21 protein-coding genes are annotated in these 25128 nt (G+C 65.3%); 11 read left to right on the top strand and 10 right to left on the bottom strand.

Annotation, left to right across the window (positions count from 1 at the left end):
- Window positions 1-29 precede the first annotated feature (29 nt).
- Both ACXAJT_RS01580 and ACXAJT_RS01575 read left to right on the top strand, forming a co-directional pair.
- Entirely contained in the window at window positions 30-659 is a 630-nt protein-coding gene (locus ACXAJT_RS01580; protein WP_475232267.1) for a holin-associated N-acetylmuramidase, read from the top strand.
- The gene (locus ACXAJT_RS01575; protein WP_475232265.1) at window positions 656-1174 is read left to right on the top strand and encodes a 3TM-type holin; all 519 of its coding nucleotides are present in this window, start codon (window positions 656-658) and stop codon (window positions 1172-1174) included. Before ACXAJT_RS01580 ends, ACXAJT_RS01575 begins: the two co-directional genes overlap by 4 nt.
- A gap of 137 nt (window positions 1175-1311) precedes the next feature.
- On the opposite strand, the gene mepK is transcribed toward ACXAJT_RS01575, so the two are convergent.
- Window positions 1312-1881, bottom strand: coding sequence for a peptidoglycan L,D-endopeptidase MepK (gene mepK / locus ACXAJT_RS01570; RefSeq protein WP_475232263.1), 570 nt, complete (start codon window positions 1879-1881; stop codon window positions 1312-1314).
- A gap of 344 nt (window positions 1882-2225) precedes the next feature.
- Here mepK and ACXAJT_RS01565 point away from each other — a divergent pair, with 344 nt between their 5' ends.
- The 5 genes from ACXAJT_RS01565 (at window position 2226) to ACXAJT_RS01545 (ending at window position 7228) form a co-directional block, all read left to right on the top strand.
- On the top strand, window positions 2226-3854 hold the full coding sequence (locus ACXAJT_RS01565) for a L,D-transpeptidase family protein (protein WP_475232756.1): 1629 nt from the start codon (window positions 2226-2228) through the stop codon (window positions 3852-3854).
- A 30-nt stretch (window positions 3855-3884) separates the two neighbouring features.
- Window positions 3885-4997: a UDP-3-O-(3-hydroxymyristoyl)glucosamine N-acyltransferase gene (gene lpxD, locus ACXAJT_RS01560; RefSeq protein ID WP_475232261.1), complete on the top strand. Its 1113-nt coding sequence runs from the start codon at window positions 3885-3887 to the stop codon at window positions 4995-4997.
- Between the two features lie 47 nt (window positions 4998-5044).
- Complete coding sequence (locus ACXAJT_RS01555; RefSeq protein ID WP_475232258.1) at window positions 5045-5305, top strand: acyl carrier protein; 261 nt, start codon at window positions 5045-5047, stop codon at window positions 5303-5305.
- Window positions 5302-6510, top strand: a complete 1209-nt coding sequence (locus tag ACXAJT_RS01550) for a beta-ketoacyl-[acyl-carrier-protein] synthase family protein (protein WP_475232256.1) — start codon at window positions 5302-5304, stop codon at window positions 6508-6510. The genes ACXAJT_RS01555 and ACXAJT_RS01550 overlap by 4 nt, the downstream gene beginning before the upstream one ends.
- A 166-nt stretch (window positions 6511-6676) precedes the next feature.
- On the top strand, window positions 6677-7228 hold the full coding sequence (locus tag ACXAJT_RS01545; protein ID WP_475232254.1) for an NADPH-dependent FMN reductase: 552 nt from the start codon (window positions 6677-6679) through the stop codon (window positions 7226-7228).
- Window positions 7229-7328: 100 nt separating this feature from the next.
- Here ACXAJT_RS01545 and gap read toward each other — a convergent pair whose 3' ends face one another.
- The gene (gap, locus tag ACXAJT_RS01540) at window positions 7329-8330 is read right to left on the bottom strand and encodes a type I glyceraldehyde-3-phosphate dehydrogenase (RefSeq protein WP_475232252.1); all 1002 of its coding nucleotides are present in this window, start codon (window positions 8328-8330) and stop codon (window positions 7329-7331) included.
- Between the two features lie 231 nt (window positions 8331-8561).
- On the opposite strand from gap, the gene ACXAJT_RS01535 reads away from it, so the two are divergent.
- Window positions 8562-9530 (top strand): DUF808 domain-containing protein, encoded by a 969-nt coding sequence (locus tag ACXAJT_RS01535; RefSeq protein ID WP_475232250.1) that lies wholly within the window; start codon window positions 8562-8564, stop codon window positions 9528-9530.
- Between the two features lie 146 nt (window positions 9531-9676).
- Here the strand turns inward: ACXAJT_RS01535 and tkt are convergent, their stop codons facing one another.
- Window positions 9677-11695 (bottom strand): transketolase, encoded by a 2019-nt coding sequence (gene tkt / locus ACXAJT_RS01530; protein ID WP_475232248.1) that lies wholly within the window; start codon window positions 11693-11695, stop codon window positions 9677-9679.
- Window positions 11696-12029: 334 nt separating this feature from the next.
- On the opposite strand from tkt, the gene ACXAJT_RS01525 reads away from it, so the two are divergent.
- Both ACXAJT_RS01525 and ACXAJT_RS01520 read left to right on the top strand, forming a co-directional pair.
- The gene (locus ACXAJT_RS01525) at window positions 12030-12566 is read left to right on the top strand and encodes a hypothetical protein (protein ID WP_475232246.1); all 537 of its coding nucleotides are present in this window, start codon (window positions 12030-12032) and stop codon (window positions 12564-12566) included.
- Window positions 12566-12988, top strand: a complete 423-nt coding sequence (locus ACXAJT_RS01520) for a cell division protein ZapA (protein WP_475232244.1) — start codon at window positions 12566-12568, stop codon at window positions 12986-12988. Before ACXAJT_RS01525 ends, ACXAJT_RS01520 begins: the two co-directional genes overlap by 1 nt.
- Window positions 12989-13199: 211 nt before the next feature.
- Here ACXAJT_RS01520 and eno read toward each other — a convergent pair whose 3' ends face one another.
- The gene (gene eno, locus ACXAJT_RS01515) at window positions 13200-14477 is read right to left on the bottom strand and encodes a phosphopyruvate hydratase (RefSeq protein WP_475232242.1); all 1278 of its coding nucleotides are present in this window, start codon (window positions 14475-14477) and stop codon (window positions 13200-13202) included.
- Between the two features lie 249 nt (window positions 14478-14726).
- On the opposite strand from eno, the gene ACXAJT_RS01510 reads away from it, so the two are divergent.
- Window positions 14727-15914, top strand: coding sequence for a mechanosensitive ion channel family protein (locus ACXAJT_RS01510; protein WP_475232240.1), 1188 nt, complete (start codon window positions 14727-14729; stop codon window positions 15912-15914).
- 14 nt (window positions 15915-15928) lie between these two features.
- On the opposite strand, the gene ACXAJT_RS01505 is transcribed toward ACXAJT_RS01510, so the two are convergent.
- Genes ACXAJT_RS01505 through glgC form a run of 6 tightly spaced genes read right to left on the bottom strand, consistent with a single transcriptional unit; the run spans window position 15929 to window position 25068 of the window.
- Window positions 15929-16819 carry a DMT family transporter gene (locus ACXAJT_RS01505; protein ID WP_475232237.1) on the bottom strand — a complete coding sequence of 297 codons (891 nt, stop codon included), beginning with the start codon at window positions 16817-16819 and terminating at the stop codon, window positions 15929-15931.
- 15 nt (window positions 16820-16834) lie between these two features.
- Window positions 16835-18472 carry an alpha-D-glucose phosphate-specific phosphoglucomutase gene (locus ACXAJT_RS01500; RefSeq protein ID WP_475232235.1) on the bottom strand — a complete coding sequence of 546 codons (1638 nt, stop codon included), beginning with the start codon at window positions 18470-18472 and terminating at the stop codon, window positions 16835-16837.
- Window positions 18469-20337: a 4-alpha-glucanotransferase gene (locus ACXAJT_RS01495; protein ID WP_475232233.1), complete on the bottom strand. Its 1869-nt coding sequence runs from the start codon at window positions 20335-20337 to the stop codon at window positions 18469-18471. The genes ACXAJT_RS01500 and ACXAJT_RS01495 overlap by 4 nt, the downstream gene beginning before the upstream one ends.
- Window positions 20334-22391, bottom strand: a complete 2058-nt coding sequence (glgX, locus tag ACXAJT_RS01490; protein ID WP_475232231.1) for a glycogen debranching protein GlgX — start codon at window positions 22389-22391, stop codon at window positions 20334-20336. The genes ACXAJT_RS01495 and glgX overlap by 4 nt, the downstream gene beginning before the upstream one ends.
- On the bottom strand, window positions 22388-23809 hold the full coding sequence (gene glgA, locus ACXAJT_RS01485; protein WP_475232229.1) for a glycogen synthase GlgA: 1422 nt from the start codon (window positions 23807-23809) through the stop codon (window positions 22388-22390). Before glgA ends, glgX begins: the two co-directional genes overlap by 4 nt.
- Window positions 23806-25068: a glucose-1-phosphate adenylyltransferase gene (gene glgC / locus ACXAJT_RS01480; protein WP_475232226.1), complete on the bottom strand. Its 1263-nt coding sequence runs from the start codon at window positions 25066-25068 to the stop codon at window positions 23806-23808. The genes glgA and glgC overlap by 4 nt, the downstream gene beginning before the upstream one ends.
- Window positions 25069-25128 lie beyond the last annotated feature (60 nt).

The raw sequence follows: 25128 nt of genomic DNA, 5'->3' as shown, positions 1-25128 counted from the left end.
CCCGAGAGGTTCCAGTCAGGAGCAGTGACATGAATGATGATCCGCAGGTCCGCCGCATGGCCGAAGACATCGTCGCCCGCGAAGGCGGCTATGTGAATGATCCCGATGATCCGGGTGGGGCGACAAAACATGGCGTCACGCTTGGCACGCTGCGCCGCTTGGGGCGCGACGTTAACGGCGATGGCGACGTCGATGCGCGGGATGTGCAGCAATTGCAGCCCACCGAAGCAACCGAGATATTCCTGCGCCACTATTTCCATGCCCCCGGCGTGTCGCGCCTTCCCGCGGTGCTCCAGCCTTCGGTGTTTGACATGTATGTCAACGCCGGGGCGGCGGCGGTGAAGCTGCTGCAACGCCTGCTATGCGATATGGAACAGCAGGTTGCCGTTGACGGGGTGATCGGCCCGCAGACCGAGACCGCAGCCGCGCGGGCGGCTCGGGCGGCGCCAGACCACATCGCCGACGCCTATGGCATTGCCCGGCGGAACTACTATTTCGCGCTGGCAGACCGCCGCCCTGCAAGCCGCAAGTTCGCGCGCAGCCGGACGGGTGACAAGGGCGGCTGGATCCGCCGCGCCGAAGGCTTCATCGCACCGCGCTTCCATCTCACACAGGCGCAGTTCAAGGCGCGCACGGCAGCTTGGGGAGCGGTAAAATGATCGAGCGGCTTTTTCAGATGGTCTTTGGCGCTGGGGGCAGCGCGCTGCGCGAAACCGCCGAGGTGTTCCGGGTTAACGCAGAGGCCGAAGCGGCCCGCCGCGCGGGGCTCAGCGAGGCGGCGCTGGCGCAATTCGCGCAAGAGTTCGCGCGGCGTCCCGGTGGCAGGTTCGACCGGGTCATCGACGGGCTCAACCGGCTGCCGCGTCCGGCGATGGCATTTGGCACTCTGGCGCTTCTGGCCAGTGCCATGGCCGCGCCCGAGTGGTTCTCGGCGCGGATGGCGGGGCTGGCGCATGTGCCGCAGCCACTTTGGTGGTTGCTGGGCGCCGTCGTGAGCTTTTACTTCGGCGCGCGGCATCAGGCCAAGGGGCAGGAGTTTCAGCGCCAGATCATCACCGGCCTCGCGGCAGCCGGGGCGCCAAAGCCTGCGATGCCAGTCCAGAAGACGGAGCGGCGTGAGGATGAGAACCCGGCGCTGGCCGAGTGGCGGTCGCTGTGCGGGCAGGGCGCATAGGCCGCTCTGGGCGCCTTGCCGTTGCGCGGACGGGTTGCTGGACCAGGCACGGCCGCCCAGGAGCGCGGTTTTAGAACGAACAAAGGCGCCCCGACAGGGGCGCCCGTGTCACATAAAGACCGGTAAATTGGACGCGATCAGCGGCCCCAGCTGCGGACCGGACCGCAATCCATATGGACGAAGTTCGAGCTGGAGTAGCGACCAACGCCGCCGCCGTTGCAGGCCGTGGCCGCACGCGCCACCTGGCTCACCGAGCGCGAGTTGAGACGCAGATCGGCGGCTTCGCCCTTGAGGTGCCGCGAGTTCTTCGCAACCCCCGAGGAACGGGCGCGCAGCATCGCGTTGGTTTTCGGGCTGCGGTACCCCGAGATCAACATGTAGGGCTCGCTCACGTCCAGAAGGTTGTGGGCTGCCGTCATGATGTCGATGGTGCGGGCGTCGATGTTCTTGACATCGTCGGTCCGCCAGTCGCGCATGAAGTAGGAGATTTCCCTGAGCGCGTCGGGGATGTATTCCCCTTCGATCCAGTAGATCATGTTGAGCGTTTCGCCGGTGCGTGCGGAGTAAGCCCGGAGTCTCCGGACATCACCTGCACCCCGTAGGAAACCCGCCGCGCTCGAATACGTCGGTGCTGCCGTGACGACGGTTGCCGCGAACGCGCCAAGAAGGCCACGCCGCGAAATGCAGCTTGCAGTCGTTTTTGTCATGTGAAGCGCCTGTCCCGTTTAGTCGCTGTGCCTGTTTGTTCCGCCTCGTTGGACGGACCTACCATCTTTCCCCCAGATGTGCGGCTTTTATGGCACATGGGGATTAATGGATGAAGGATGTTTTCCCGTGTATAGTGGTTCCCATAGGGAAATCGGCGAAATCTTGCGCACGTGTGGAAACCCTGACTTGCGCAATACAGGAACCTGCCGCCACGCGATGCATTGACGTATCAGGTGCCGAAAACTCGCGTGAACAGCGCAATTGTGTGTGGACAACTTCAACCCGCGCACCGGAAAATCGGCACGCGAGATGAATGATAATTAGTCGGGTAGCCATGGTCATGATGCAGAGTTTCAGGAACGGACGCAGCCTTGCGGTGTTGGCGCTGACTGGGGCGCTTTTCGCCTTTCAGCCAGCTTCCGCGAGCGCCGAAACGCTCTCTGCCGGCCTCGGAATGACCGCTTACCGGCAGGCCGTGGCCGAGAATCTGTCGAGAGATTCGGGCATGGCGGCTTTCTACCGTGCACGCGATTTCGCACCGCTCTGGACCGGCCCGGATGACACCGCTGCGCTGCGCCGCGCGGCGCTGATCGAGGCGCTTGGCACCGCGCAGGCGCACGGCCTGCCGGCGCGGCGCTATGATCTCGACGGGCTGATCCGCCGTTTGCGCCATGTGGAAGGCGAACGCGCCCGCGGCGAGCTGGAGGTTGAACTGAGCCGCACGTACCTGCAATTCGCCTCCGATCTGCAGAGCGGTATCCTGACCCCGAACAAGGCCGATTCCGGCATCAAGCGCGACGCACCGCGTCGCGATCCGAAAATCCTGCTTGAAGTTCTCGCCGCCAGCGATCCGCATCAGGTCCTGCAGCACCTTGCGCCTTCTTCTGACGAATATGCCCGGCTGATGCGCGCCAAGATGCGCCTTGAACGGGTGGTGGCAGGCGGCGGCTGGGGCCCCGCGGTGCGCACCGCCAAACTCGAGCCGGGGGAAAGCGGTGGCGACGTGATCGTGCTGCGCGACCGGCTGATCGCGATGGGCTATCTGGAGCCGACGCTTTCGGCCTCTTACGACGATGCGCTGCGCGATGCGGTGGTACGCTTTCAGACCCGCCACGGTCTGGCGGTGGACGGCATTGCAGGGTCGAGCACGCTCAGCCAGCTCAACATCGGCGCCGAGGAACGCCTGCAATCGGTGCTGGTGGCAATGGAGCGGGAGCGCTGGATGAACCTGCCCGGCGGCCTGGGCAAGCGCCACATCACCGTCAACCTCACCGATTTCCACGCCGAGATCATCGACGACGGCAAGGTTACCTTCGAGACCCGCTCTGTGGTGGGCTCGCAGGAGAGCGACCGCCAGACGCCCGAGTTCTCGGACGAGATGAACCATATGGTGATCAACCCGTCGTGGTACGTGCCGCGTTCGATCGTGGTCAATGAGTACCTGCCGCAACTGCGCGGCAACCCCGGTGCCGTGAGCCATATAGAGATCACCGACCGGCAAGGGCGCAAGGTGAACCGGGCCAACGGCTTTGCGCAATATACGAAGTCGAGCTTTCCGTTTTCCATGCGCCAGCCGCCGGGTCCGCGCAACGCTCTGGGAACTGTGAAGTTTATGTTCCCGAACAAGTACCACATCTATCTGCATGATACGCCGTCGAAATCTTTGTTCGACCGCACCACGCGCACCTTCTCTCACGGCTGCGTCCGGCTGAGCGAGCCGCATGAGTTCGCCTATGCGCTTCTGTCGGCGCAGACGGCCGACCCGCAGGGCTTCTTCCAGTCGCGTCTGGCGACGGGGCGCGAACAACGCGTCAACCTCGACCAGTCGGTGCCTGTGCACCTGATCTACCGCACCGCCTTCACTACGGTGAAGGGTGAAATGGAGTATCGCGAAGATGTCTATGGCCGCGACGGGCGGATTTGGGACGCGCTGAGCGCCGCAGGGGTGGTACTGGCTGGCGGCCCGAGTTAAATCCTGCGGGAGAGCATCCCGGAGGATCCCATGTCTCTAGACACCACGGTGCAAAGCCACAGCATCGCAGAAATCGCCGCCGCGCTTGGCCTTCAGGCTCAGGGCGACGGCGATCTGCGCGTCACCTCGGTCGCTGAACCCGCCTCGGCCGGGCCCGAACAGCTGGCGCTGGCGATGAAACCCGAATTCGCCGCAACCCTCGGAGACGGCAAGGCCCGCGCCGCCATGTTGTGGGAAGGCGCGGATTGGCAGCAGATGGGGCTCGAGGCGGCTATCCTTGCGCCACGTCCGCGCCACGCGCTGTCGGGCCTGTCGGCCATGCTGGATCGCGGCAATGGCTACGGCAGCGGCATTCATCCCACCGCGCTGATCGATCCCACCGCCGAACTGGCCGATGACGTGTGCGTCGGCCCCTACACGGTGATCGGCGCACGGGTGAAGGTCGGCCCGCGCTCGGTCATCGGGCCGCAGGTGTTTATCGGCGAGGATGCAACCCTCGGCGAAGAGGCGGTGATCCATTCGGGCGTGCGTATCGGCGCGCGCTGCACCATCGGCGACCGCTTCTTCGGGCAGTTCAACTGTTCCATCGGCGGCGACGGTTTCAGCTATGTGACCCCGGAGGTTTCGGGGGTCGAAAAAGCCCGCGCCAGCCTCGGCGAGGAGGGCACCCAAGACGCCCAGCAGTGGGCACGTATCCACTCGCTCGGCGCGGTCACCATCGGGGACGACTGCGAAGTTGGCGCCAACGCCAGCATCGACCGCGGCTCGGTGCGCGACACCCGCATCGGCAACGGCACCAAGGTCGACAGCCTCGTGATGATCGGCCACAACGTGGTGGTCGGAGACAACACGCTGATCTGCGGCTGCTGCGGCATCGCGGGCTCGACGAAGATCGGCAACAACGTCGTGCTGGCGGGTCAGACCGGTGTGTCCGACAATATCTTCATCGGCGACAACGTGATCACCGGCGGCGGCACCAAGGTGCTGTCCAATATCCCGGCAGGGCGCGTGATGCTCGGCTATCCGGCGATGAAAATGGAAACCCACGTAGACACTTACAAAGGCCTGCGCAGGTTGCCGCGGCTGTTCAAAGAAGTCGCCGATCTCAAGAAAGCTGTTTCCAAGCTCACGGGGAATGAGTAAGCCGACCTTGACGCCGAAGCTGCGACGATAATTGGGAGCGCCGCACCATGAGTGTAAAAGACAAGGTCATCGAGATCATCGCCGAACAGGCTGTTCTGGAACCGTCTGACGTGACGATGGACAGCACGCTGGAGGATCTGGGGATCGACAGCCTTGGTCTCGTCGAAAGCATCTTCGCCATTGAAGAAGCTTTCGACATCTCGGTTCCGTTCAACGCCAACGAACCCGAACAAAGCGAATTCGACATTTCGAACGTGGCCAGCATCGTGGCCGGGATCGAGAAACTGGTGGCCGAGCAGAACGCGTGAAACGGGTAGTCATTACCGGCGCGGGCACGATCAACGCGCTGGGGCGCGACGTGCCGGCCACCCTCGAAGCCATGCGCGAAGGCCGCTGCGGCATCGGTGAGCTTGAATTTCGCGACGTCGAACGGCTCGCCATCCGCATTGGCGGGCAGGTCAAGGGCTACGAGCCGGAAGAGACCTTCAACCGGCAGCAACTGGCGCTATATGACCGGTTCACCCAATTCGCGCTGATCGCGGCGCGCGAGGCGATCGCGCAGGCGGGGCTGGAGTTCCACGGCGATCTCGCCGACCGCTCCGGCGTCGTGCTAGGCACCTCGGGCGGCGGTCTTATCACCCAAGACGAGAATTACCGCTCGGTCTATGAAGAGGGCAAGAACCGCGTTCACCCCTTCGTGGTGCCGAAGCTGATGAACAACGCCGCCGCCAGCCACGTCAGCATGGAGTTCAACCTGCGCGGCCCGACCTTCACCGTCGCCACCGCCTGCGCCAGCTCCAACCACGCCATGGGGCTGGCCTTTCAGATGGTCCGCTCGGGTGCTTGCCCGGCAATGATCACCGGCGGGTCGGAGTCGATGCTCTGCTTCGGCGGGGTGAAGGCATGGGAGGGGCTGCGGGTGATGTCGAAGGACGCCTGCCGCCCGTTCTCGGCCAACCGCAACGGCATGGTGCAAGGCGAGGGCGCGGGGGTCTACGTCTTCGAAGATTACGACCACGCGAAAGCCCGCGGCGCCGAGATCCTGGCCGAAGTGGTCGGCTTTGCGATGACCTCGGACGCCGCCGATATCGTCATGCCCTCCAAGCAGGGCGCGGCACGGGCGATCTCTGGCGCGCTGCGCGATGGCCGGATCGACCGCGATCAGGTGGGTTATATCAACGCCCATGGCACCGGCACCGCCGCCAATGACAAGACCGAATGCGCCGCCGTGGCCGACGCCATGGGGCCGCAGGCTGACCGGCTGATGATCTCCTCCACCAAATCCATGCACGGCCATTGCATCGGCGGCACCGGGGCGGTGGAACTGCTGGCCTGTGTCATGGCGCTGCGCGATGGGGTGATCGCGCCAACCATCAACCACCAAGAGTTCGACGCGGAATGCGCGCTCGACGTGGTGCCCAACGAGGCCCGCGAGGCGGATGTTTCGGTGGTGCTATCGAATGCCTTCGCCTTTGGCGGGCTCAACGCTGTGCTGGCGCTGCGCAAGGTCTGATCCGGCAGGCCGGGCGCGGGCCCGGCCTCCACTCGCACACGGCCAGCCCGCGCACAGAGGCTGGGGCCGTTCCGCGCGCTTCCGCGCAGACCCGGTGCGAAAATTGCCTCTCCCTTTTTCGGCGCAAACGCCTACCTCTAGGTCAACGCACGGAAAGGAGACCGTCATGTCCAGAAAAGTCGCCGTCATCGTGGGCTCGCTCCGCGAAGCTTCGTACAACCGCATGCTCGCCAAGGCACTGGCCGAGGCCGCGCCCGAGACGCTGGAGTTCGAATTTGTCGAGATCGGCGATCTGCCGTTCTACAACCCCGAACTCGACGGGGATACCCAGCCAGAGGCGTGGCAGCGCTTCAGGGCGCAGATGAAGCCGACCGAGGCGGTGCTTTTCGTCACGCCCGAATACAACCGCGGTCTGCCCGCCGCAGTGAAAAACGCGCTCGACGTGGGCTCGCGCCCCTATGGAGACAGCGTGTGGGACGGCAAGGCCACCGCCGTGGTCACCGGCTCGCCGGGCGGCCCGGGCGGCTATGGCGCAAACCATCAGCTGCGCCAATCGATGGTGTTTCTCAACATGCACCCGCTGCAGCAGCCCGAAGCCTATATCGGCAACATCATGCAGCTGATTTCCGAAGACGGTGAGGTGCTCAAGGACGACACCAAGCAGTATCTCGGCAGCATCATGAGCGCTTTTGCCGGTCTCATCGAAAAGCACGCCTGAGCCGGGCACAGATCGAAGCCATGCCAGATCGAAGCCATGCCAGAACGAAGAAGGGCGGCCATGCGGGCCGCCCTTTGCGTGTTCAGGTCCGGTGCTGCGATCAGTGCAGCGTGCGCCCCAGTTCGGCAGCCACATCGGCCATGCGCGCCGAGAAGCCCCATTCGTTGTCGTACCACGCCAGCACGCGGACCGTGCGACCGATGACTTTCGTCTGATCGGGCGCAAAGATCGAGCTTGCGGTGGTGTGGTTGAAATCGACCGACACCTTCGGCTCCGGGTCGTAGACCAGCACCGAGCCCATGCGGCCGCCAGCGGCCTCGCGCACGATCTCGTTCACATCCGCCGCGGTCACGTCCTTGCCGGCCTGGAAGGTCAGGTCCACCGCCGAGACGTTCGGCGTGGGCACCCGGATCGAAGATCCGTCGAGCTTGCCCTTGAGGTTGGGCAGCACCTCGCCGATGGCCTTTGCAGCGCCGGTGGAGGTGGGGATCATCGCCATGGCGGCGGCGCGGGCGCGGTAGAGATCCTTGTGGCGGCGGTCCAGCGTCGGCTGGTCGCCGGTGTAAGAGTGGATCGTGGTCATGATGCCGCTTTCGATGCCGATCGCCTCGTCCAGCACCTTGGCCAGCGGTGCCAGCGCATTGGTGGTGCACGAGCCGTTGGAGATCATCGTGTGGCCCTTGACCAGATCGCGGTGGTTGACGCCGTAGACGATGGTCTTCTGCACGTTCTTCGCGGGGGCCGAGATCAGCACCGAGCGCGCGCCCTGATGGATGTGCTGCACCGCCTTCTCGCCGTCGTTGAAATTGCCGGTGCACTCCAGCACGACGTCGCAGCCGGACCAGTCCAACTCGCCCATATCGTAGGTCGACATGACCTCCATCGGGCCGCGGCCAAGGTCCATGGTCGAGCCGCTGACCCGCACGTCGCCGGCGAAACGGCCATGCACGCTGTCATAGCGCAGCAGGTGCGCGGCGGTTTCGATCGGGCCGGTGGCGTTGATCTTCACCACTTGCACGTCGTTGCGCGCGCTCTCGGCGATATGGGCGAGCGTGCAGCGGCCGATACGGCCAAATCCGTTGATCCCGACGGTCACGGTCATGGAGGGGTCTCCTGGTCATATGGCGGAACTTGCCTTTCCGTATACAGGTGCACACCGCCTCGGCAACGCAAAAAATGCAAGAATTGCAATATGTTAGCGATAAACCATGCTGCGGGCGCTAACATGACTCACTGATAGCGCATAACCTTGTGCAATGCCCCGGCGGCAGCTTGCGGACTTGCGTCTCGCGCCCGCCGGATTACCTTGCGGCGAAACAGAACGGAGACGGACATGAGCGGGCTTCTCGCACTTCTCGACGACGTGGCGGGAATCGCCAAGATCGCCGCGGCCTCGGTCGATGACATCTCGGCCAGTGCCGCGAAGGCCGGGTCCAAGGCCGCGGGCGTGGTGATTGACGACGCCGCGGTGACGCCGAAATACCTGCATGGCTTCGAGGCCAAGCGCGAACTGCCGATCATCTGGCGCATCGCGCGCAGTTCGGTGTTCAACAAGGTGGTGATCCTGTTGCCGCTGGCGCTGCTGCTGTCGAGTTTCGCGCCGTGGCTGCTGCCGCCGCTGCTGATCGCCGGCGGCTCGTTCCTGTGCTTCGAGGGCGCCGAAAAGGTGCTGCACGTGCTCAAACCCGGCCATGAAAAGAGTGGCCCGGAAAAGCAGGTCGAGAAGGGCGATCCGGTGCACCTTGAAGAGCAGAAGGTTAAGGGCGCGATCAAGACCGACTTCATCCTCTCGGCCGAGATCATGACCATCTCGCTCTCGGCCATCGAGGTCACCGAGGTCTGGGTCAAGGCTGTGGCGCTGGGGCTGGTTGGCGTCGGCATCACCGCGGTGGTCTATGGCGCCGTGGCGCTGATCGTGAAGATGGACGACATCGGCCTGTGGCTCACCCGTGTCGGACGTCTTGGCATCACCCGCGCGCTCGGGCGCGGCATCGTCAAGGCCATGCCGGTGGTGATGTGGCTGCTCTCGACCGTTGGTACCGTGGCGATGCTCTGGGTTGGCGGCTCGATCCTCGTGCACTCGCTGGCGCAGATGGGCTGGCACATGCCCGAAGAGACCATCCACCATCTTGCCGAAGGCGCCTCGCATATGGTCTCCGAAGACCTGCAGCCCGCGGCGCTGTGGATTGTCACGGCGGTCTGCGACGGCATCCTCGGGGTGATCTGGGGGATGATCCTCGTGCCGATCGTCACCAAGCTGATCCTGCCATTGTTCGGAGGCGGCAAGAGCGCGGCGCACTGAGCGCCCGCTCCAATCCCCGCAAAGCCCGACAGCGGGCAAAGAAAAAGGGCGCCCCTCAGAGGCGCCCTTCATGCTTCTTCTCTTCAAAAATACGCCGGGGGTGAGCCCGCAGGGCGAGGGGGCAGCGCCCCCTTACGCGCGCCGTATCAAAGCAGACCCTTGGCCTTTTCGACCACGTTCTCCGCGGTGATGCCGAACTTCTCGTAAAGCACCTCTGCCGGGGCCGAGGCGCCGAAGCTGTCCATGCCGACGAAGGCCTGCTTGGCCTCGCGGCCACGCTCGCCCAGCAGCCAGCGGTCCCAGCCACCCAGACGCGTCGCCGCCTCGATGCCGACGCGCACGGGGCCGGCGGGCAGCACGCGCTTGCGGTAGGCCTCGTCCTGCTGCGCAAACAGTTCCATGCAGGGCATGGAGACGACGCGGGTGCCGATGCCCTCGGCCTGCAGCGCCTCGCGCGCCGCCAGAGCGATCTCGACCTCAGAGCCGGTGGCGATCAGGATCACCTGGCGCTTGCCCTCGGCGTCGGCGAGCACATAGGCGCCCTTCGACACGAGGTTGGAGGTCTTGTGCTCTTTACGCACGGTGGGCAGGCCCTGACGGGTCAGCGACAGCACCGACGGCGTGCTCTTCTGGGTCAGCGCGATTTCCCACGCCTCGGCGGTCTCGACGGTGTCGGCCGGGCGGAACACCAGCGTGTTCGGCGTGGCACGGCTGATCGCCAGATGCTCGATCGGCTGGTGCGTCGGGCCGTCTTCGCCCAGACCGATGGAATCGTGGGTCATCACGAAGACCGTCGGGGTCTGCATCAGCGCCGCGAGGCGCATCGCCGGGCGGGCGTAGTCGGTGAACGCCATGAAGGTGCCGCCGTAGGGGCGCAGGCCACCGTGCAGCGCCATGCCGTTCATCGCCGCGGCCATGCCGTGCTCGCGGATGCCCCAGTAGACGTAGCGGCCCTTGCGCTCGGACACGTCGAAGACGCCCATGTCACCGGTCTTGGTGTTGTTCGAACCGGTGAGGTCGGCCGAGCCGCCCACGGTTTCGGGCATGATCGGGTTGACCACCTCGAGCACCATTTCCGAACTCTTGCGGGTGGCGACCTTCGGGGCCTCTTCGGTGACCTGCTTTTTCAGCGCGCGGATCACCGCCGAGAGTTTCTTCGGCGCGTCGCCGTCCTGCTGGCGGGCGAATTCCTTCTGGCGGGTGTCCGACAGGCCACCCAGACGGGTTTCCCACTCGGCACGGTCGGCGGCACCGCGGCTGCCGACCTCTTCCCACCACGACTTGACGTCGGCGGGCACTTCGAACGGGCCCGAGGTCCAGCCCCAGACCTGCTTGGCCGCGGTGTTCTGCTCTTCGTTGGTCAGCGCGCCGTGGCCCTTGGAGGTGTCCTGCGCGGCGTGGCCGAGAGCGATGTGCGTCTTGCAGGCGATCATCGTCGGCTGCGCGCTTTTCTTCGCTGCGGTGATGGCCGCGTCGATTTCCGCCGGGTCGTGGCCGTCGATCTCGATCACTTCCCAGCCCGCCGAGCGGAAGCGGCCCGGCTGATCGGTGGCGTCCGACAGTTCGACCTTGCCGTCGATGGTGATGCCGTTGTTGTCCCAGAAGACGATGAGCTTGCCGAGGCTGTAGCGACCAGCGAGGGTGATCGCCTCTTGGCTCACGCCTTCCATCAGGCAGCCGTCACCGGCGATGACATAGGTGTGGTGATCCACGACCTTCTTGCCGAAGCGCGCGCGCAGGATCTCTTCGCCCATGGCGAAGCCCACGGCGGTGGCAATGCCCTGACCGAGCGGACCGGTGGTGGTCTCGATGGCGTCGGCGTGGAAGTTCTCCGGGTGGCCGGCGGTGCGGGCGCCCCACTGGCGGAAGTTCTTCACCTCGTCGAGGGTGATCTGCTGATCGCCGGTGAGATAGAGCAGCGAGTAAAGCAGCATCGAGCCGTGGCCCGCCGAGAGGATGAAGCGGTCGCGGTCCGGCCACGTCGGGTTCGCGGCGTCGAACTTCAGGTGCTTCGAATAGAGCACGGTGGCCACGTCTGCCATGCCGATCGGCATGCCGGAGTGGCCGGAGTTTGCGGCGGTCACCGCATCCAGCGTCAGCGCGCGAATGGCGCAGGCGCGGGTCCAGTGCTCGGGGTTGTTGGCTCGGAGTGCGTCGATATCCACGGGGCTTTGTCCTCTTGCCGGAAGCCTGTCAGCGGGCTCAATAGCAGCGTGGTAGATAAGTTCAAGTATTGCGGGCAAAACCTGTCATGCGCAGGATGAAGCGCGGGCTGTAAGGCCTTGGAACATATGGCGCGCATTTTCCCGGCACGCTTGCTATCCTTTTCCGAAACCCGCGCGCATTGATTCGCCTTTCGGGCCGCGATGGTATAGTCCGCGCGCAGGCCCGGGCCGGCCAGACACCGACCTGAGAGGCGCGTCGGCGCGCCGGACCAGAACCGTACGACACAACCCGCGCCAAGGCGGGACGCAAGAACAAGGACACAAGGGACGCAGGATGACCCAGATCGACGAGTTGCACTCACGGATCACCCGCGCACTCGACCGTATCTCGACCGGCGTCGAGATGCTGGGCACGGCGCCGGGCGCCGCCGCAGAAAGCGGTGAGAGCGAAGAGATCGCAGCCTTGCGCAAGGCGCTCGAGGACGAACGTATGGCCAATGCCCAGCTTGAGGAGCGGGTCCGCGCGTTGCACGCGCAGATCGAAGCCGCGCCAGCAGAGCAAGGCACCGCCGCCTCGGATGCGCTGGCCGCGCAGATCGAAAGCCAGCGCGGCGCTATGGCGGCGCTCGACGAAGACCTGCAGCGCCTGCGGCAGGCCAACGCGGCGCTGCTGTCGTCGCAGCAGGAGATGCGCGCAGCGCTCGAGGCCGGGCTTGGCGAGCCGCATCTGGTCAATCAGGCAATGCTGGCCGAGCTTGACGCGATGCGTGCCGCGCGCGCCGCCGAAAGCAGCGAGGCGCAGGCGCTGATCGCCGGGCTGGCGCCGCTGCTGGGTGGCGATGCAGCGCAAACAGACGCGGAGGAGCAGTGATGTCGCAGATCGAGGTCGAAATCATCATCGGCGGGCGCAGCTTCGAGGTCGCCTGTCAGCAGGGCGAAGAGCAATACCTGCAGACCGCAGCGCGCATGCTGGACACCGAAGCGCAGGTGCTGGTGAGCCAGATCGGCCGCATGCCCGAGGGGCGCATGCTGCTGATGTCGGGGCTGATGCTGGCCGACAAGACCGCAGGGCTCGAAGACCGGCTGACCGAGACGGAGGCGCGGCTGCGCGAGGCCGAAGACCGGCTGGCGGCGATGTCGTCAGAGGTGCGCGCGCTGCGCGATGCGCCGCCGCCCGAGCCGCAGAGGGTCGAAGTGCCGGTGATCCCGCAGGGGGTGACCGAAGCCATGGCCGAACTTGCTGCGCGGGCCGAGGCGCTGGCCGCGGAAGTGGACGAGAAGGCAGGGGGGTGACCTCTGCCGCCGCGCCCTGCGGTGCCGGCGGGATCTGCGTATTTTTGAAGAGAAGAAGGGCTGGGGGCGCGCGCCGCCGGTCGGTTGGGCGTGGCGGGTGGCCGGGTGATGCGTTGGGCAAGTATCGCGGCGGGCGGCGACGAGACAGCGCCAGGGCCAATGCAAAAGGGCGGGAAATTTTCCCGCCCTTTGTCATGTGTTGTGACAGCGCTCAGCGCTTGAGGATCGAGGCGCCGGCGTATTCAGCCGCTTCGTCCAGCATCTCCTCGATGCGGATCAACTGGTTGTACTTCGCGAGCCGGTCCGAGCGCGCCAGCGAGCCGGTCTTGATCTGACCGCAGTTGGTGGCGACGGCAAGATCGGCGATGGTGGCGTCCTCGGTCTCGCCCGAGCGGTGCGACATCACGTTGGTGTAGCGCGCGCGATGGGCCATATCGACGGCCTTCAGCGTCTCGGACAGCGAGCCGATCTGGTTGACCTTCACCAGCATGGAGTTCGCGACGCCCTTCTCGATGCCCATGGCAAGGCGCTCGGGGTTGGTCACGAAGAGGTCGTCGCCGACCAGTTGCACCGATGCGCCGAGCTTGTCGGTGAGCAGCTTCCAGCCGTCCCAGTCATCCTCGGCGCAGCCGTCCTCGATCGAGATGATCGGATAGTCGTCGCAGAGCTTGGCAAGGTAGTCGACGTTCTCGGCCGGGGTGAGCGAGAGACCTTCGCCCTTCATTTCGTACTTGCCGTTCTCGAAGTATTCGGTCGAGGCGGCGTCGAGCGCGAGGTAGATGTCCTCGCCGGGCTTGTAGCCGGCTTTCTCGATCGACTTGAGGATGAAGTCCAGCGCCTCGCGGGTCGAGCCAAGCTCGGGGGCAAAGCCGCCCTCGTCGCCGAGACCGGTAGACATGCCTGCGGCCGACAGTTCCTTCTTCAGCGTGTGGAAGACCTCGGAGCCCATGCGCACCGCTTCGCGAATGCTGGTCGCCGAGACCGGCATGATCATGAATTCCTGAATGTCGATCGGGTTGTCGGCATGCTCGCCGCCATTGATGATGTTCATCATCGGCACCGGCAGCACGCGCGCCGAGGTGCCGCCGACGTAGCGATAGAGCGGCTGGCCGACGTAATCCGCCGCTGCCTTGGCCACCGCCAGCGAGACGCCAAGGATGGCGTTGGCGCCTAGGCGGCCCTTGTTCTCGGTGCCGTCGAGCTCGATCATTGCCATATCGATGGCCTGCTGCTCGGTGGCGTCGAAGCCGACGATGGTCTCGGCGATCTCGCCGTTCACCGCTTCGACCGCTTCAAGCACGCCTTTGCCCATGTAGCGGGACGTGTCGCCGTCACGCTTTTCCACGGCCTCATGGACGCCGGTGGAGGCGCCCGAGGGCACCGCGGCGCGGCCCATGGTGCCGTCTTCCAGCGTGACGTCGACTTCGACGGTGGGGTTGCCGCGGCTGTCGAGAATCTCGCGGGCGTGGATGTCGATGATGATGCTCATGGGTCCCTCGCAAAGGAATGGGTTTGCTTCGAGCTATAGCAGCGGAGGCGAAGATGTAAACAATTGTGCTATCGCTAACAGCACGTGATCCCATTGGGTTGCGCTAACAATGCGGCGATGCGGCGCCAGCGGTTTTGCCCTGCAGCGAAAGCCCGCTAGGTTTTTCTGCAATAGCGAAAAAACGGCAAACAACAGGAAAGGCCGCGAGCCCGCGCCGCTGGGAGGACGGCGCGATGCGGGAATACGTGTATGGACGAAGAAATCAGCGAGATCGGGCAGCAGGTTGCAGAGATCTCGGAACTGGATCAGCTTGAGCAGCAGGTGGCGGATTTTTCCAATACGGTCGAGGCGATCATTCCGGTGCTGCCGCATTGGGTGATGCCGGCACTGGTGATCTGCCTCGCCTTTGTGGCCGGGGTCTCGGCCTATCGGCTGGTGTTCTGGGCGCTGACCAAGGCGGTGGCGAAACGCGATCTGTTCTGGCGCAGTCTCGTGTCGCGCACCCGGCGGCCGCTGCGCATGGGGCTGGTGGTGACCTTTCTGGCCATTGGCGTCGCCGTGGCACCGATGGACGAGGGGTGGCGGGATCTGCCGCAGCATGCGCTGCTGATCGCCTTCATGGTGCTGGTGGCCTGGGTGGTCCATACCGCGCTGCAGATCTGGACCACGGTGCACCTGCGCAAGTTCTCGCTGGATGCCGAGGACAATACGCTGGCGCGCAAGCACGTCACGCAGAGCCGCATCCTCGTGCGGCTGGCGGGCTGGCTGATCATCATCATCGCCGTCTCGGCCATCCTGATGACCTTTCCGGGGGTGCGGCAATGGGGCGTCTCGCTTCTGGCCTCGGCAGGCGCGGCGGGTATCGTCGTCGGTTTTGCCTTCCAGCCGGTGCTGAAGAACCTCATCGCCGGGATCCAGTTGGCGATCACCCAGCCGATCCGCATCGACGACGCGGTGATCGTCGAAGGCGAGTGGGGCTGGATCGAAGAGATCACCGGCACGTACGTGGTGATCAAGATCTGGGACTGGCGCCGGCTGATCGTGCCGCTGAGCTATTTCATCGAGCAGCCGTTCCAGAACTGGACGCGCGACGGGGCCTCGCTGATCGGCGGGGTGCTGCTGTATCTCGATCACTGCGCCGACATCGACCGGATCCGCGAAAAGATGAAAGAGGTCTGCCGGGAGAGCGATCTGTGGGACGGCAACGTGTGCCACCTGCAGGTCAACGATTTTCGCGAGCGGGTGATGGAGATCCGCATCCTTGCCTCGGCCCGAAATGCGCCGCGCACCTATGATTTGCGCTGCGAGATCCGAGAAAAGCTGATCACGTGGATCCAGCGTGACATGCCCGAGGCGCTGCCGCGCACGCGCGAGACGGTTTCGGTGGATGGCGCGCGGGACGATATGCATCCCAGCGTCGAGGTGATCGGCGGGTGAGCCGCACCGCGGGCTCAGAGCCCGCGGTTCACGTCGCGCTCTCTGGCGCGGGCCAGCCGGTGCTCGCGCACGAAGGTGTAGAGCCCGGCGCAGAGGATCAGCGCGGCCCCGGCGAAGGTCCAGCCGTCGGGCCGCTCGCCAAAGATCAGCATGCCGAGGCTGGCGGTGAAGATCAGCCGCGTGTAGCGGAACGGCGAGACCGCCGCGACCTCGGTCATGCGCATGGCGTTGGTGACCGCGAGGTATCCTCCGGCGGTGACCGCCACGGCACCGGCCATCGGCAGCAGCGCCGCGCTGGTGAAGACCGGGGCGCGCTCGGACAACAGCAGCAGAACAAGGCCAACGGGCGCAATCGAGAGCATCCCCCAGGCCGAGACCGCCACCGAGGGAATGGCCGGGGGCAGGGCGCGGGTGACAAGGTCTCGGGCCGCAAGGCCAACGACCCCCATGACCGCGAAGATCTCCCAACCGGTGAATTCCGCGCCGAAGGGGCGGATCACCATGAGCATGCCGACAAGGCCGACGCCGATGGCCGACCAGCGGCGCCAGCCGACGCTTTCCCCAAGAAAGAGCGCCGCGCCCAGCGTCACCGCCAGCGGCGCGGTTTGCATGATCGCCGCCATCACCGACAGCGGGATGTAGGTCAGGCCGATGATCATCCCCAGCCCGCCGACCATCTCGAAGACATTGCGCAGCAGCACGCGCGGGTTCAGCGCGTCGGCGCGGCGCAGCGGCAGTTTCTTGAGGCGGGCGAGGGTCAGGAAGACGGCGCAGCCACCGAGGCCAATGGCCATCATGACCTGACCGGAGGGCGCCTGAAACGTCGACAGCTTGATAAAGGCGTCGCTGAGAGCCAGCAACGCCATGCCAAGCACCATCAAAGCGATGGCGCGAAGGGTGTCCATTTTACCGCCTTCCGGTCAGGTGATCACGTCGGGCGCGTCGCGTCCGGTCCGGGTCTTGATGCCCGCGATGGCCTCGGCGGCGGCGATCACCGGCGCCAGCGCGTGCTGCGGATCCAGTGCGAATTTGGCGGGGTCGGTCTCGACCTTCTCAAGATAGACGCGCAGCGTGGCGCCCTCGGTGCCGGTGCCCGACAGGCGCAGCACAAGCCGCGAGCCCCCTTCGAAGCCGATTTGCAGGCCCTGCTTTTCGGCGCGCGAGCCGTCGACCGGATCGTCGTAGGCGAACTCTTCGGCAGAGGTGACTTTCATCCCCGCGACCTCGTTGCCCGGCAGCGTGCCAAGCTGTTCGCGCACGTGATCCATCAGGCCGTTCGCCGCATCGCTGTCAACGCCCTCGTAGTCATGGCGCGAGTAGTAGTTGCGGCCGAATTCCTTCCAATGCGCGTCCATCAGTTCGGCGACCGAGCAGTCCTTTTTGGCCAGTACGTTCAGCCAGAACAGCACCGCCCAGAGGCCGTCTTTCTCGCGTACGTGGTCCGAGCCGGTGCCGGCGCTTTCCTCGCCGCAGAGCGTGGCACGGCCGGCGTCGAGCAGATTGCCGAAAAACTTCCAGCCGGTGGGCGTGGCGTAGCAGTCGATGCCGAGCCCCTCGGCCACACGGTCCACCGCGCCCGAGGTCGGCATCGAGCGCGCGACGCCTTTCAGGCCGCCTTCGTAGGCCGGCACCAGCGTGGCGTTGGCGGCCAGCACCGCTAGGCTGTCGGAGGGGGTGACGTAGCAATGCTTGCCGACGATCATGTTGCGGTCGCCGTCGCCATCCGAGGCGGCGCCGAAATCAGGCGCGTGATCGCCCATCATCTCGTCCATCAGCGTCTTGGCCCAGATCGGGTTCGGGTCGGGGTGACCCTTGCCGAAGTCGGGCAGCGGGATCGCGTTGATCACCGTGCCGGGGCCGGCGCCGAGTTCGCCTTCGAGGATCATCCGCGCGTAGGGGCCGGTGACCGCGTGCATCGCATCAAAGCGCATGGTGAAGCCCGAGCGGAACAGCGTGTGGATCGCTTCGAAATCGAAGATTTCTTTCATCAGCTCGGCATAGTCTGCGACGGGATCGACGATCTCGATCTCCATGTCGCCCAGCATCACCGTGCCGGTGCCGGCAAGGCCGATGTCCTGACTGTCGAGGATCTTGAACTCTTTGATGGTCTTGGTGGCCTCGAAGATCTTGCCGGTGATGCTTTCGTTCGCCGGGCCGCCATTGGCGGCGTTGAACTTCACGCCGAAATCGCCCTCGGGGCCGCCGGGGTTATGGCTGGCCGACAGGATGATGCCGCCGTCGGCGCCGCGCTTGCGGATGAGGTTCGAGGCGGCAGGCGTGGAAAGCAACGCGCGCTCGCCGACGATCACCTTCTTGGCGCCGCTGGCGGCGGCCATGCGCAGCACCACCTGCGCCGCCTGCGAGTTGAAGTGACGCCCGTCACCGCCGAGCACGAGGGTCTTGCCCTCGACACCGCCGATGCCGTCCCAAATGCTCTGGATGAAATTCTCGAGGTAGTGGTGCCCCTGAAAGACCGGGGTTTTCTTGCGCAGGCCAGAGGTGCCCGGCTTCTGACCCTCGATCGGCTCGGTGGGTACGGTGCGGATGCTGTGCGTCATGAATTTCTCCTTCGGCCGGATGCTTCCATGATCCGGCCGGCGTTGGCAAGAAGCGGGGCATCTGCAATCTCTTGCGGCCCCACTGGCAGGCGCTGGCGCCAATTGGGATATTCCGAGACGGTGCCCGGAAGATTGGGTTGGACGTCGCTGTCCAGAAGATCCTCGACCTGTACGGCGACAAGTCGTGCGTTGGTGGCGGCGAGCACGTGGAACATCGCCTCGGGGGCCTCGGGCGGCAGGTCGCCGCGGAACTGCCCGGAAAGCCAGTCGAAGCCAGCGATCTCGCGCCCGCGCCAGCCGCGCATACCGTGCGCATGCTCGGGCGGGGTGAGGCCAATCGCCTCGCGCGTGTCGATCTCGCGCCCGGCGCGCCAGCCCTTCCACGTGGGCAGGTCGTGGGTGGTGAAACTGGCGATCACCGCCTCGTCGTAATGCTCAGGGCGTTTAAAGGCGGGCGGGTCGCCATCGTGTTCGAAACAGGCGAGCCGGCAGCCCAGCAGACCGCTTTCATCCATCGCGTGGTGCAGCCCGTCGGGGATCACCCCGAGGTCTTCGCCGATGATCACCCCATCGCAGCGCGCCGCCTCGATCCTTGCGACGGCAAACATCGCCTCGCGCGGCATCTTCACGTAAGCGCCCGGCAGCCCGTCTTCATCCGGCACCCAGTAGGCACGCTCAAAGCCGATGATATGGTCGATCCGCAGCATCCCCGAGAAGCGCAGTTGCTGGCGCAGGGTGAGGGCGAGCGCCTCGAAGCCGGTCTGTTCCAGCACCATCGGGTTGAACGGCGCAAGCCGCCAATTCTGCCCCTGCGGCGCAAAGGCGTCGGGCGGCGCGCCAAGGCTGGCGCCGGTGGCGAAGTTGTCCCGGTCGGTCCATGTCTCGGCGCCATGCGGATGGGTGCCGACCGCCAAATCCAGATAGAGCCCGTGCGTCATGCCCGCCGCCTTGGCGCGGCGCTGCGCCTCGGTGACGGCCCCCTCGGCGGCGTATTGCAGCCATGCGTGGAACCGCACGCGGTCGCGCAGGTCATGCGCGGCTTGCCGAACCTGCGGGCTGGCGGGGTCCTGATAGGCCGGATCCCATGCATCCCAATAGGCACCCAGCTTTTCCGATAGCGCCTGATGTAGCGCAAAGTTCTGCAACTCCTCGCCTTCGTGCCGCAGCCAAGCGTCGAAGGCATCGCCCGGCGGGGCATCTTGGAATTGCGCCTCTAGCGCGGCAAGACGGGCCGGGGTTTCGGTGGCAAAATCGACGAGCGGTCCGGGCGCGGCGGAGTTCCCGGTGGGCAGGTAGAGCGGCGCGAGACGGCGGCGGTGCGACGGGGTGTAGGGGCTGAAGCCACCGGGATCGGCGACGTGAAACCCGGCGTGGATCGGATTGACCCCAAGAAACCCGGCGCCCTGCGCGGCGGCACCTTCGGCCACCACCGCCAGATCGCTGAAACTGCCGATGCCGCCCTGATCGGCGGGGCGCAGGCAGGCCAGCGGCACCATCACACCCCAGTCCCGCTCGGGCAACGGCAGACGCGGCGGCGCGCTGAGCAGCCAGCAGGTCTCGCCCACCGCCTGCAGCTTGTGACGGCCCAGCGGGAGCGCGGGCAGGCGGCCTTCGCCTTCGAAGCCGCGCCCGTCCTCAAGGGTGATCTGCCACAGGCCGGGAACGCCCAGAGAGGGTGGCTCGGCGTGCACGCAAACATGCCATCGGGGCAGGGTGCGGCTGTGGGCTTCGGCGCCTGCGTCTTGGCCCATGGCGGCCAGAAGCGCGGCCTTGGTTTCGGGCGGGGTGTCGTGCCAGTCGCCGTAAAGGTCGCGGTATTCGCCAAGGATACCGGCAGCTTCGGCGCGCGCGTCGAGATCGCTCATCGCGGTTCCTCCACCAAGGCCAAAACCGCATGGGCGGCAAGCGTGATTGTGCCGTCCACCGGCGTGGGCTCTGCGGTCGGATCGGCAGTGTCGATATGGCGGACCCAGACGAAATCATCGCCGGGGTCGGGCAGGGTCAGCTCGACCGCGTCACCGGAATTGAAGGCAAGATAGATCGCCTCTTCGCGCTGCGCGTAGGCGGGCGTTCCCGATGCCATGCGGAACTCGGCGCAGAGCACATGCAGGTGGCCGTTGGTCCAGTCGGCGCGGGTCATCTCTTCGCCATCGGGGCGCCACCAGAAGAGATCCGGCACACCGTCGACGCGGCGCGGGATGGAATGCAGATAGCGGCGCTGGCGCACGATCGGGTGCGCCTTGCGGAAGGCGATGAGCTTGCGGGTGAAGGCGAGGAAGTCCTCGTCCTTGCTCTCCCAATCGATCCAGCCGGTGGCGTTGTCCTGCGCATAGGCGTTGTTGTTGCCGCCCTGAGAATTGCCGATCTCGTCGCCAGCAAGGATCATCGGCGTGCCCTGACTGAGCAGCAGCGTCGCCATCATGTTGCGGCGGCGCTGCGCGCGGGCGGCGTTGATCTCGGCATCTTCTGTCGGGCCTTCGACGCCCATGTTGTCCGAGTGGTTCTCGCCGTGGCCGTCGCGGTTGTTCTCGCCGTTCGCCTCGTTGTGCTTTTCGTTGTAGGACACGGTGTCCATCAAGGTGAAGCCGTCGTGGGCGGTCAGCAGGTTGACCGAGGCGGTGGCATTGCGGCCCGAATGGTCGAACAGACCGGCAGAGCCGGTGATCCGGTCGGCCATCACCGGCACATGCCCCAGATCGCCGCGCCAGAACCGGCGGACACCGTCGCGGTACTGGTCGTTCCATTCGCTGAAGGGCGGCGGGTAGGCGCCCAGCTGATAGCCGCCGGGCCCGATGTCCCATGGCTCGGCGATGAGTTTCTTGCCCGCCAGCACCGGGTCCTGACGCAGCGCCTTGAAGAAGCTCGAGTTGCGGTCGAAACCCTCTGGCGTGCGGCCCAGCGTCGAGCACAGATCGAAGCGGAAGCCATCGACCCCCATGGTGTCGGCCCAGTAGCGCAGGCTGTCCATCACCATCCGCAGCACCATCGGATGATCGAGGTTGAGCGTGTTGCCGGTGCCGGTGTCGTTGATGTAGCGCCGCCGGTCTTCGGGCAGCCGGTAGTAGCTGAGATTGTCGAAGCCGCGGAACGACAGCGTCGGGCCAAACTCATCGCCCTCGCAGGTGTGGTTGTAGACCACGTCGAGGATCACCTCGATCCCGGCGGCGTGCAGCCGGGCGACCATGTGCTGGAACTCCCACAGCGCGCCTTGGTGCAGGTAGCGCGGATCGGGCGCAAAGAAGCCCAAGGTCTGATAGCCCCAGTAGTTCACCAGCCCCTTGTCGATGAGAAAGCGGTCGTTGAGGAACGCCTGCACGGGCAGCAGTTCGATGGCGGTGACGCCGAGGTTGGTCAGGTGATCCAGCACCGGGTCCGACGCGATGCCGAGAAATTTTCCCGCCGGATCCGCGCCGGGGAATTTCTGGGTAAGACCTTTGACATGCGCCTCGTAGATCACGCTCTTTGCCAAACGGGTCTCGGGCGGCAGGTGGACGCCCCAGTCGAAGCTGGGATCCTCGATCACCGCCTTGGGCATGAAGGGCGCGCTGTCGGTGGTGTTGCGCGCATCGGTGCCGCCGCTCAGCGCGTCGTTCCACACCGGGTGGCCGGTGATGCGCCGGGCGTAAGGATCGAGCAGCAGCTTGTGGGGATTGAACCGGTGGCCCTGCTTGGGCTGGAACGGCCCGTCGACGCGGTAGCCGTAATGCTGGCCCGGAGTCAGACCGGGGACGCGCCCATGCCAGACATCGCCGTCGCGTTCGGGCAGGGGCAGGCGGTGGGTTTCGCTGCCATCCGGATCGAACAGGCAAAGCGTGACGGACTCGGCGTGGGCGGAGAACACCGCGAAATTGACGCCATCGCCATCGAAGGTCGCGCCCAGCGGGGTCGACGCCCCCGCAAGGATCACCGGATCGCTCATCGGCTCTTGGCCTTAACCATGTCCTGATAGAGCGCTGCATATTTCGCGGCGGAATGGGTCCAGCTGACCGGCGAGGCCATGGCGTTTGTCATCATACGTGTCCAGGTTTCCTTGTCCTGGTATAGAGTTATAAGCTTCATAAGCGCTTGGGCCAGTGCCTGTGCGGTCACCGGGTGGAATTGTACGCCTGTGGCGCATCCCGCTGCCAATCCAGCAGGCGAAGCGTTGATCACCGTGTCGGCCAGACCGCCGGTCAGCGCCACCAGTGGAAGCGTGCCATAGCGCAGCCCGTAAAGCTGGGTGAGGCCGCAGGGCTCGAACCGCGAGGGCACGAGGATGGCATCACCCCCCGCCACGAGGCGCTGCGCCAGATCCTCGTCGTAGCCGATGTGGACCGAAACGCCGGGGTGGTTCTGCGCCTTGCGCTGGAACGCCTCTTCGAGCCCGGGATTGCCCGAGCCCAGCAGCGCCAGCTGACCGCCGCGATCCAGCAGCGCGGGCAGCGCCTGAAGCAGAATATCGAGGCCCTTTTGCTCGGTCAGCCGCGAGATCACCACGCACAGCGGGCCGGGCCAATTGTCGGGCAGACCCAATTCCTTGCGCAGTGCCGCCTTGTGTTCGGCCTTTTCCGCGAACTTGGTGTAGGGCGGGGTCCAGAGCGTTTCGTCTATCCCGTTCAGAATGCCGACCAGATCCTCCTGCCGCTCGCGCAGCACGCCGTCGAGCCCCATGCCGAACTCGCGGGTCATCAACTCGCTGGCGTAGGTGGGCGAGACGGTCGACAGTTTGTCGGCGTAGACCAGACCGGCTTTCAGCGCCGAGACGCTGTCCCAGAACTCATAGCCGCGCTGGTGAAAGCCGGTGCGCGGCAGCCCAAGCGTGCCGATGCGCGACGCCGAGGCCATGCCCTGAAACGCGATGTTGTGGATGGTCATCAGCGTAGCGACACGCCCCGCCGCGCCAAGCTCGCGCAGATAGAGCGGCGCGAAGCCGGCCTGCCAGTCATGGCAGTGCAGCACTTCGGGGTGCCAGTCGTCGATGCCGTCTGCGCCGATCATCGCCGCGACCGAACTGAGCCCGGCAAAGCGCTCGGGATTGTCGCGCCAGTCGTTGCCGGCCTTGTCCATGTAGGGCCCGCCATCACGGTCATAGAGATGCGGCGCTTCAAGCACGTACAGCACCTGATCGCCCAGTGGCGCCTTCAGCACCCGCGCCGGGCCGCCAAACAGATCGTCGTATTCCGAAACCGACTCCTGCGTCGGCAGCTTGGCCATCACCTGCGGATAGCCGGGGATCAGCACCCGCATGTCGACCCCATGCACCGCCAGCGCTGCGGGCAGGGCGCCGACAACGTCGGCAAGCCCCCCGGTCTTGATCAGCGGCACACATTCCGAGGCGACAGACAGGACACGTGTCATTTGGCGGCTTCCCTTCGGTCGAGCATTCCTTGCGTGATCAGTGTCACCCCCGCAGCGGTAACACGGAACCACTTAGCGTCTTCTTCCGGATCCTCGCCGACCACAAGCCCCTCGGGGATATGCACCCCCCGATTGACCACCGTATTCGACAGCCGCGCATGTCTGGAGACGTAAACATTGGGCAGAAGCACCACGCGTTCCAGCGAAGCGTATGAATTCGTGTGGACCTTTGTGAACAGAAGCGACTCGCGGACCTCGGTGCCCGAGACGATGCAGCCGCCGGCAATCAGCGAGCTGACCGCCGATCCGCGCCGGTCTTCTTCGTCGTGGATGAACTTGGCGGGTGGCAGCACCTCGGCATAGGTCCAGATCGGCCAGTCGGTGTCCCACAGGTCAAGATCGGGATCGAAGTTGGTGAGGTCGATGTTGGCGCGCCAGAAGGCATCCAATGTGCCGACGTCGCGCCAGTAGGCGGGCTTGCCGTTGGTGCGCACGCAGCTGTCCTCGAAACGGTGTGCCTGCGCGCCGCCGGCCGCGACGATCTCGGGGATCATGTCGTTGCCGAAATCATGCGTCGAGCTTTCCGAGCCCAGATCCTCCATCAGCTTGCCGCGCAGGTACTCCCAGCTGAAGACATAGATGCCCATGCTGACCAAGGTCTTCTCGGGATCATCGGGCAGGCCGGGCGGATCGGCGGGTTTTTCGAGGAACGAGGTGATGCGGTCGCTCTCATCCACCGCCATGCAGCCAAACGCGCTGGCCTCGGCGCGGTCCACGGTCAGGCAGCCCACAGTGACCTCGGCCTGACTGTCGACGTGCTGCTGCAGCATCGCCTCGTAGTCCATCTTGTAGATGTGGTCGCCCGCAAGGATGACGATATGGTCGATGTCATAGCTGTCGATGATGTCGATGTTCTGCGCCACCGCGTCCACCGTGCCGCGATACCATGTCTGTTCATTGTAGCGCTGGGAGGCGGGCAGGATGTCGAGGAACTCGTTGCGCTCGGCGCGGAAGAAGTTCCAGCCGCGCTGGCAATGGCGGATCAGGCTGTGCGATTTGTACTGCGTCGCGAGCGCGATCTTGCGGATGCCGGAGTTGAGCGCGTTGGACAGCGCGAAATCGATGATCCGCGCCTTGCCGCCAAAATAAACCGCTGGCTTTACTCGGAAATTCGTCAGCTCATGCAGGCGCGAGCCGCGTCCGCCGGCAAGGACGAACGCCATGCTTCGAGCGGCGAGCCTCTGGGAACGTCGGGGCATAAATCTCCTCCTCACTTGAATGCAATGTGTCGGTGGTTGCCGTGACACGGGTATGAAATT

Source organism: Salipiger sp. ABF4_146 (genome assembly GCF_056161345.1).
The sequence above is the reverse complement of the archived record's forward strand: the minus strand, read 5'-3'. Positions and strand labels throughout refer to the sequence as shown.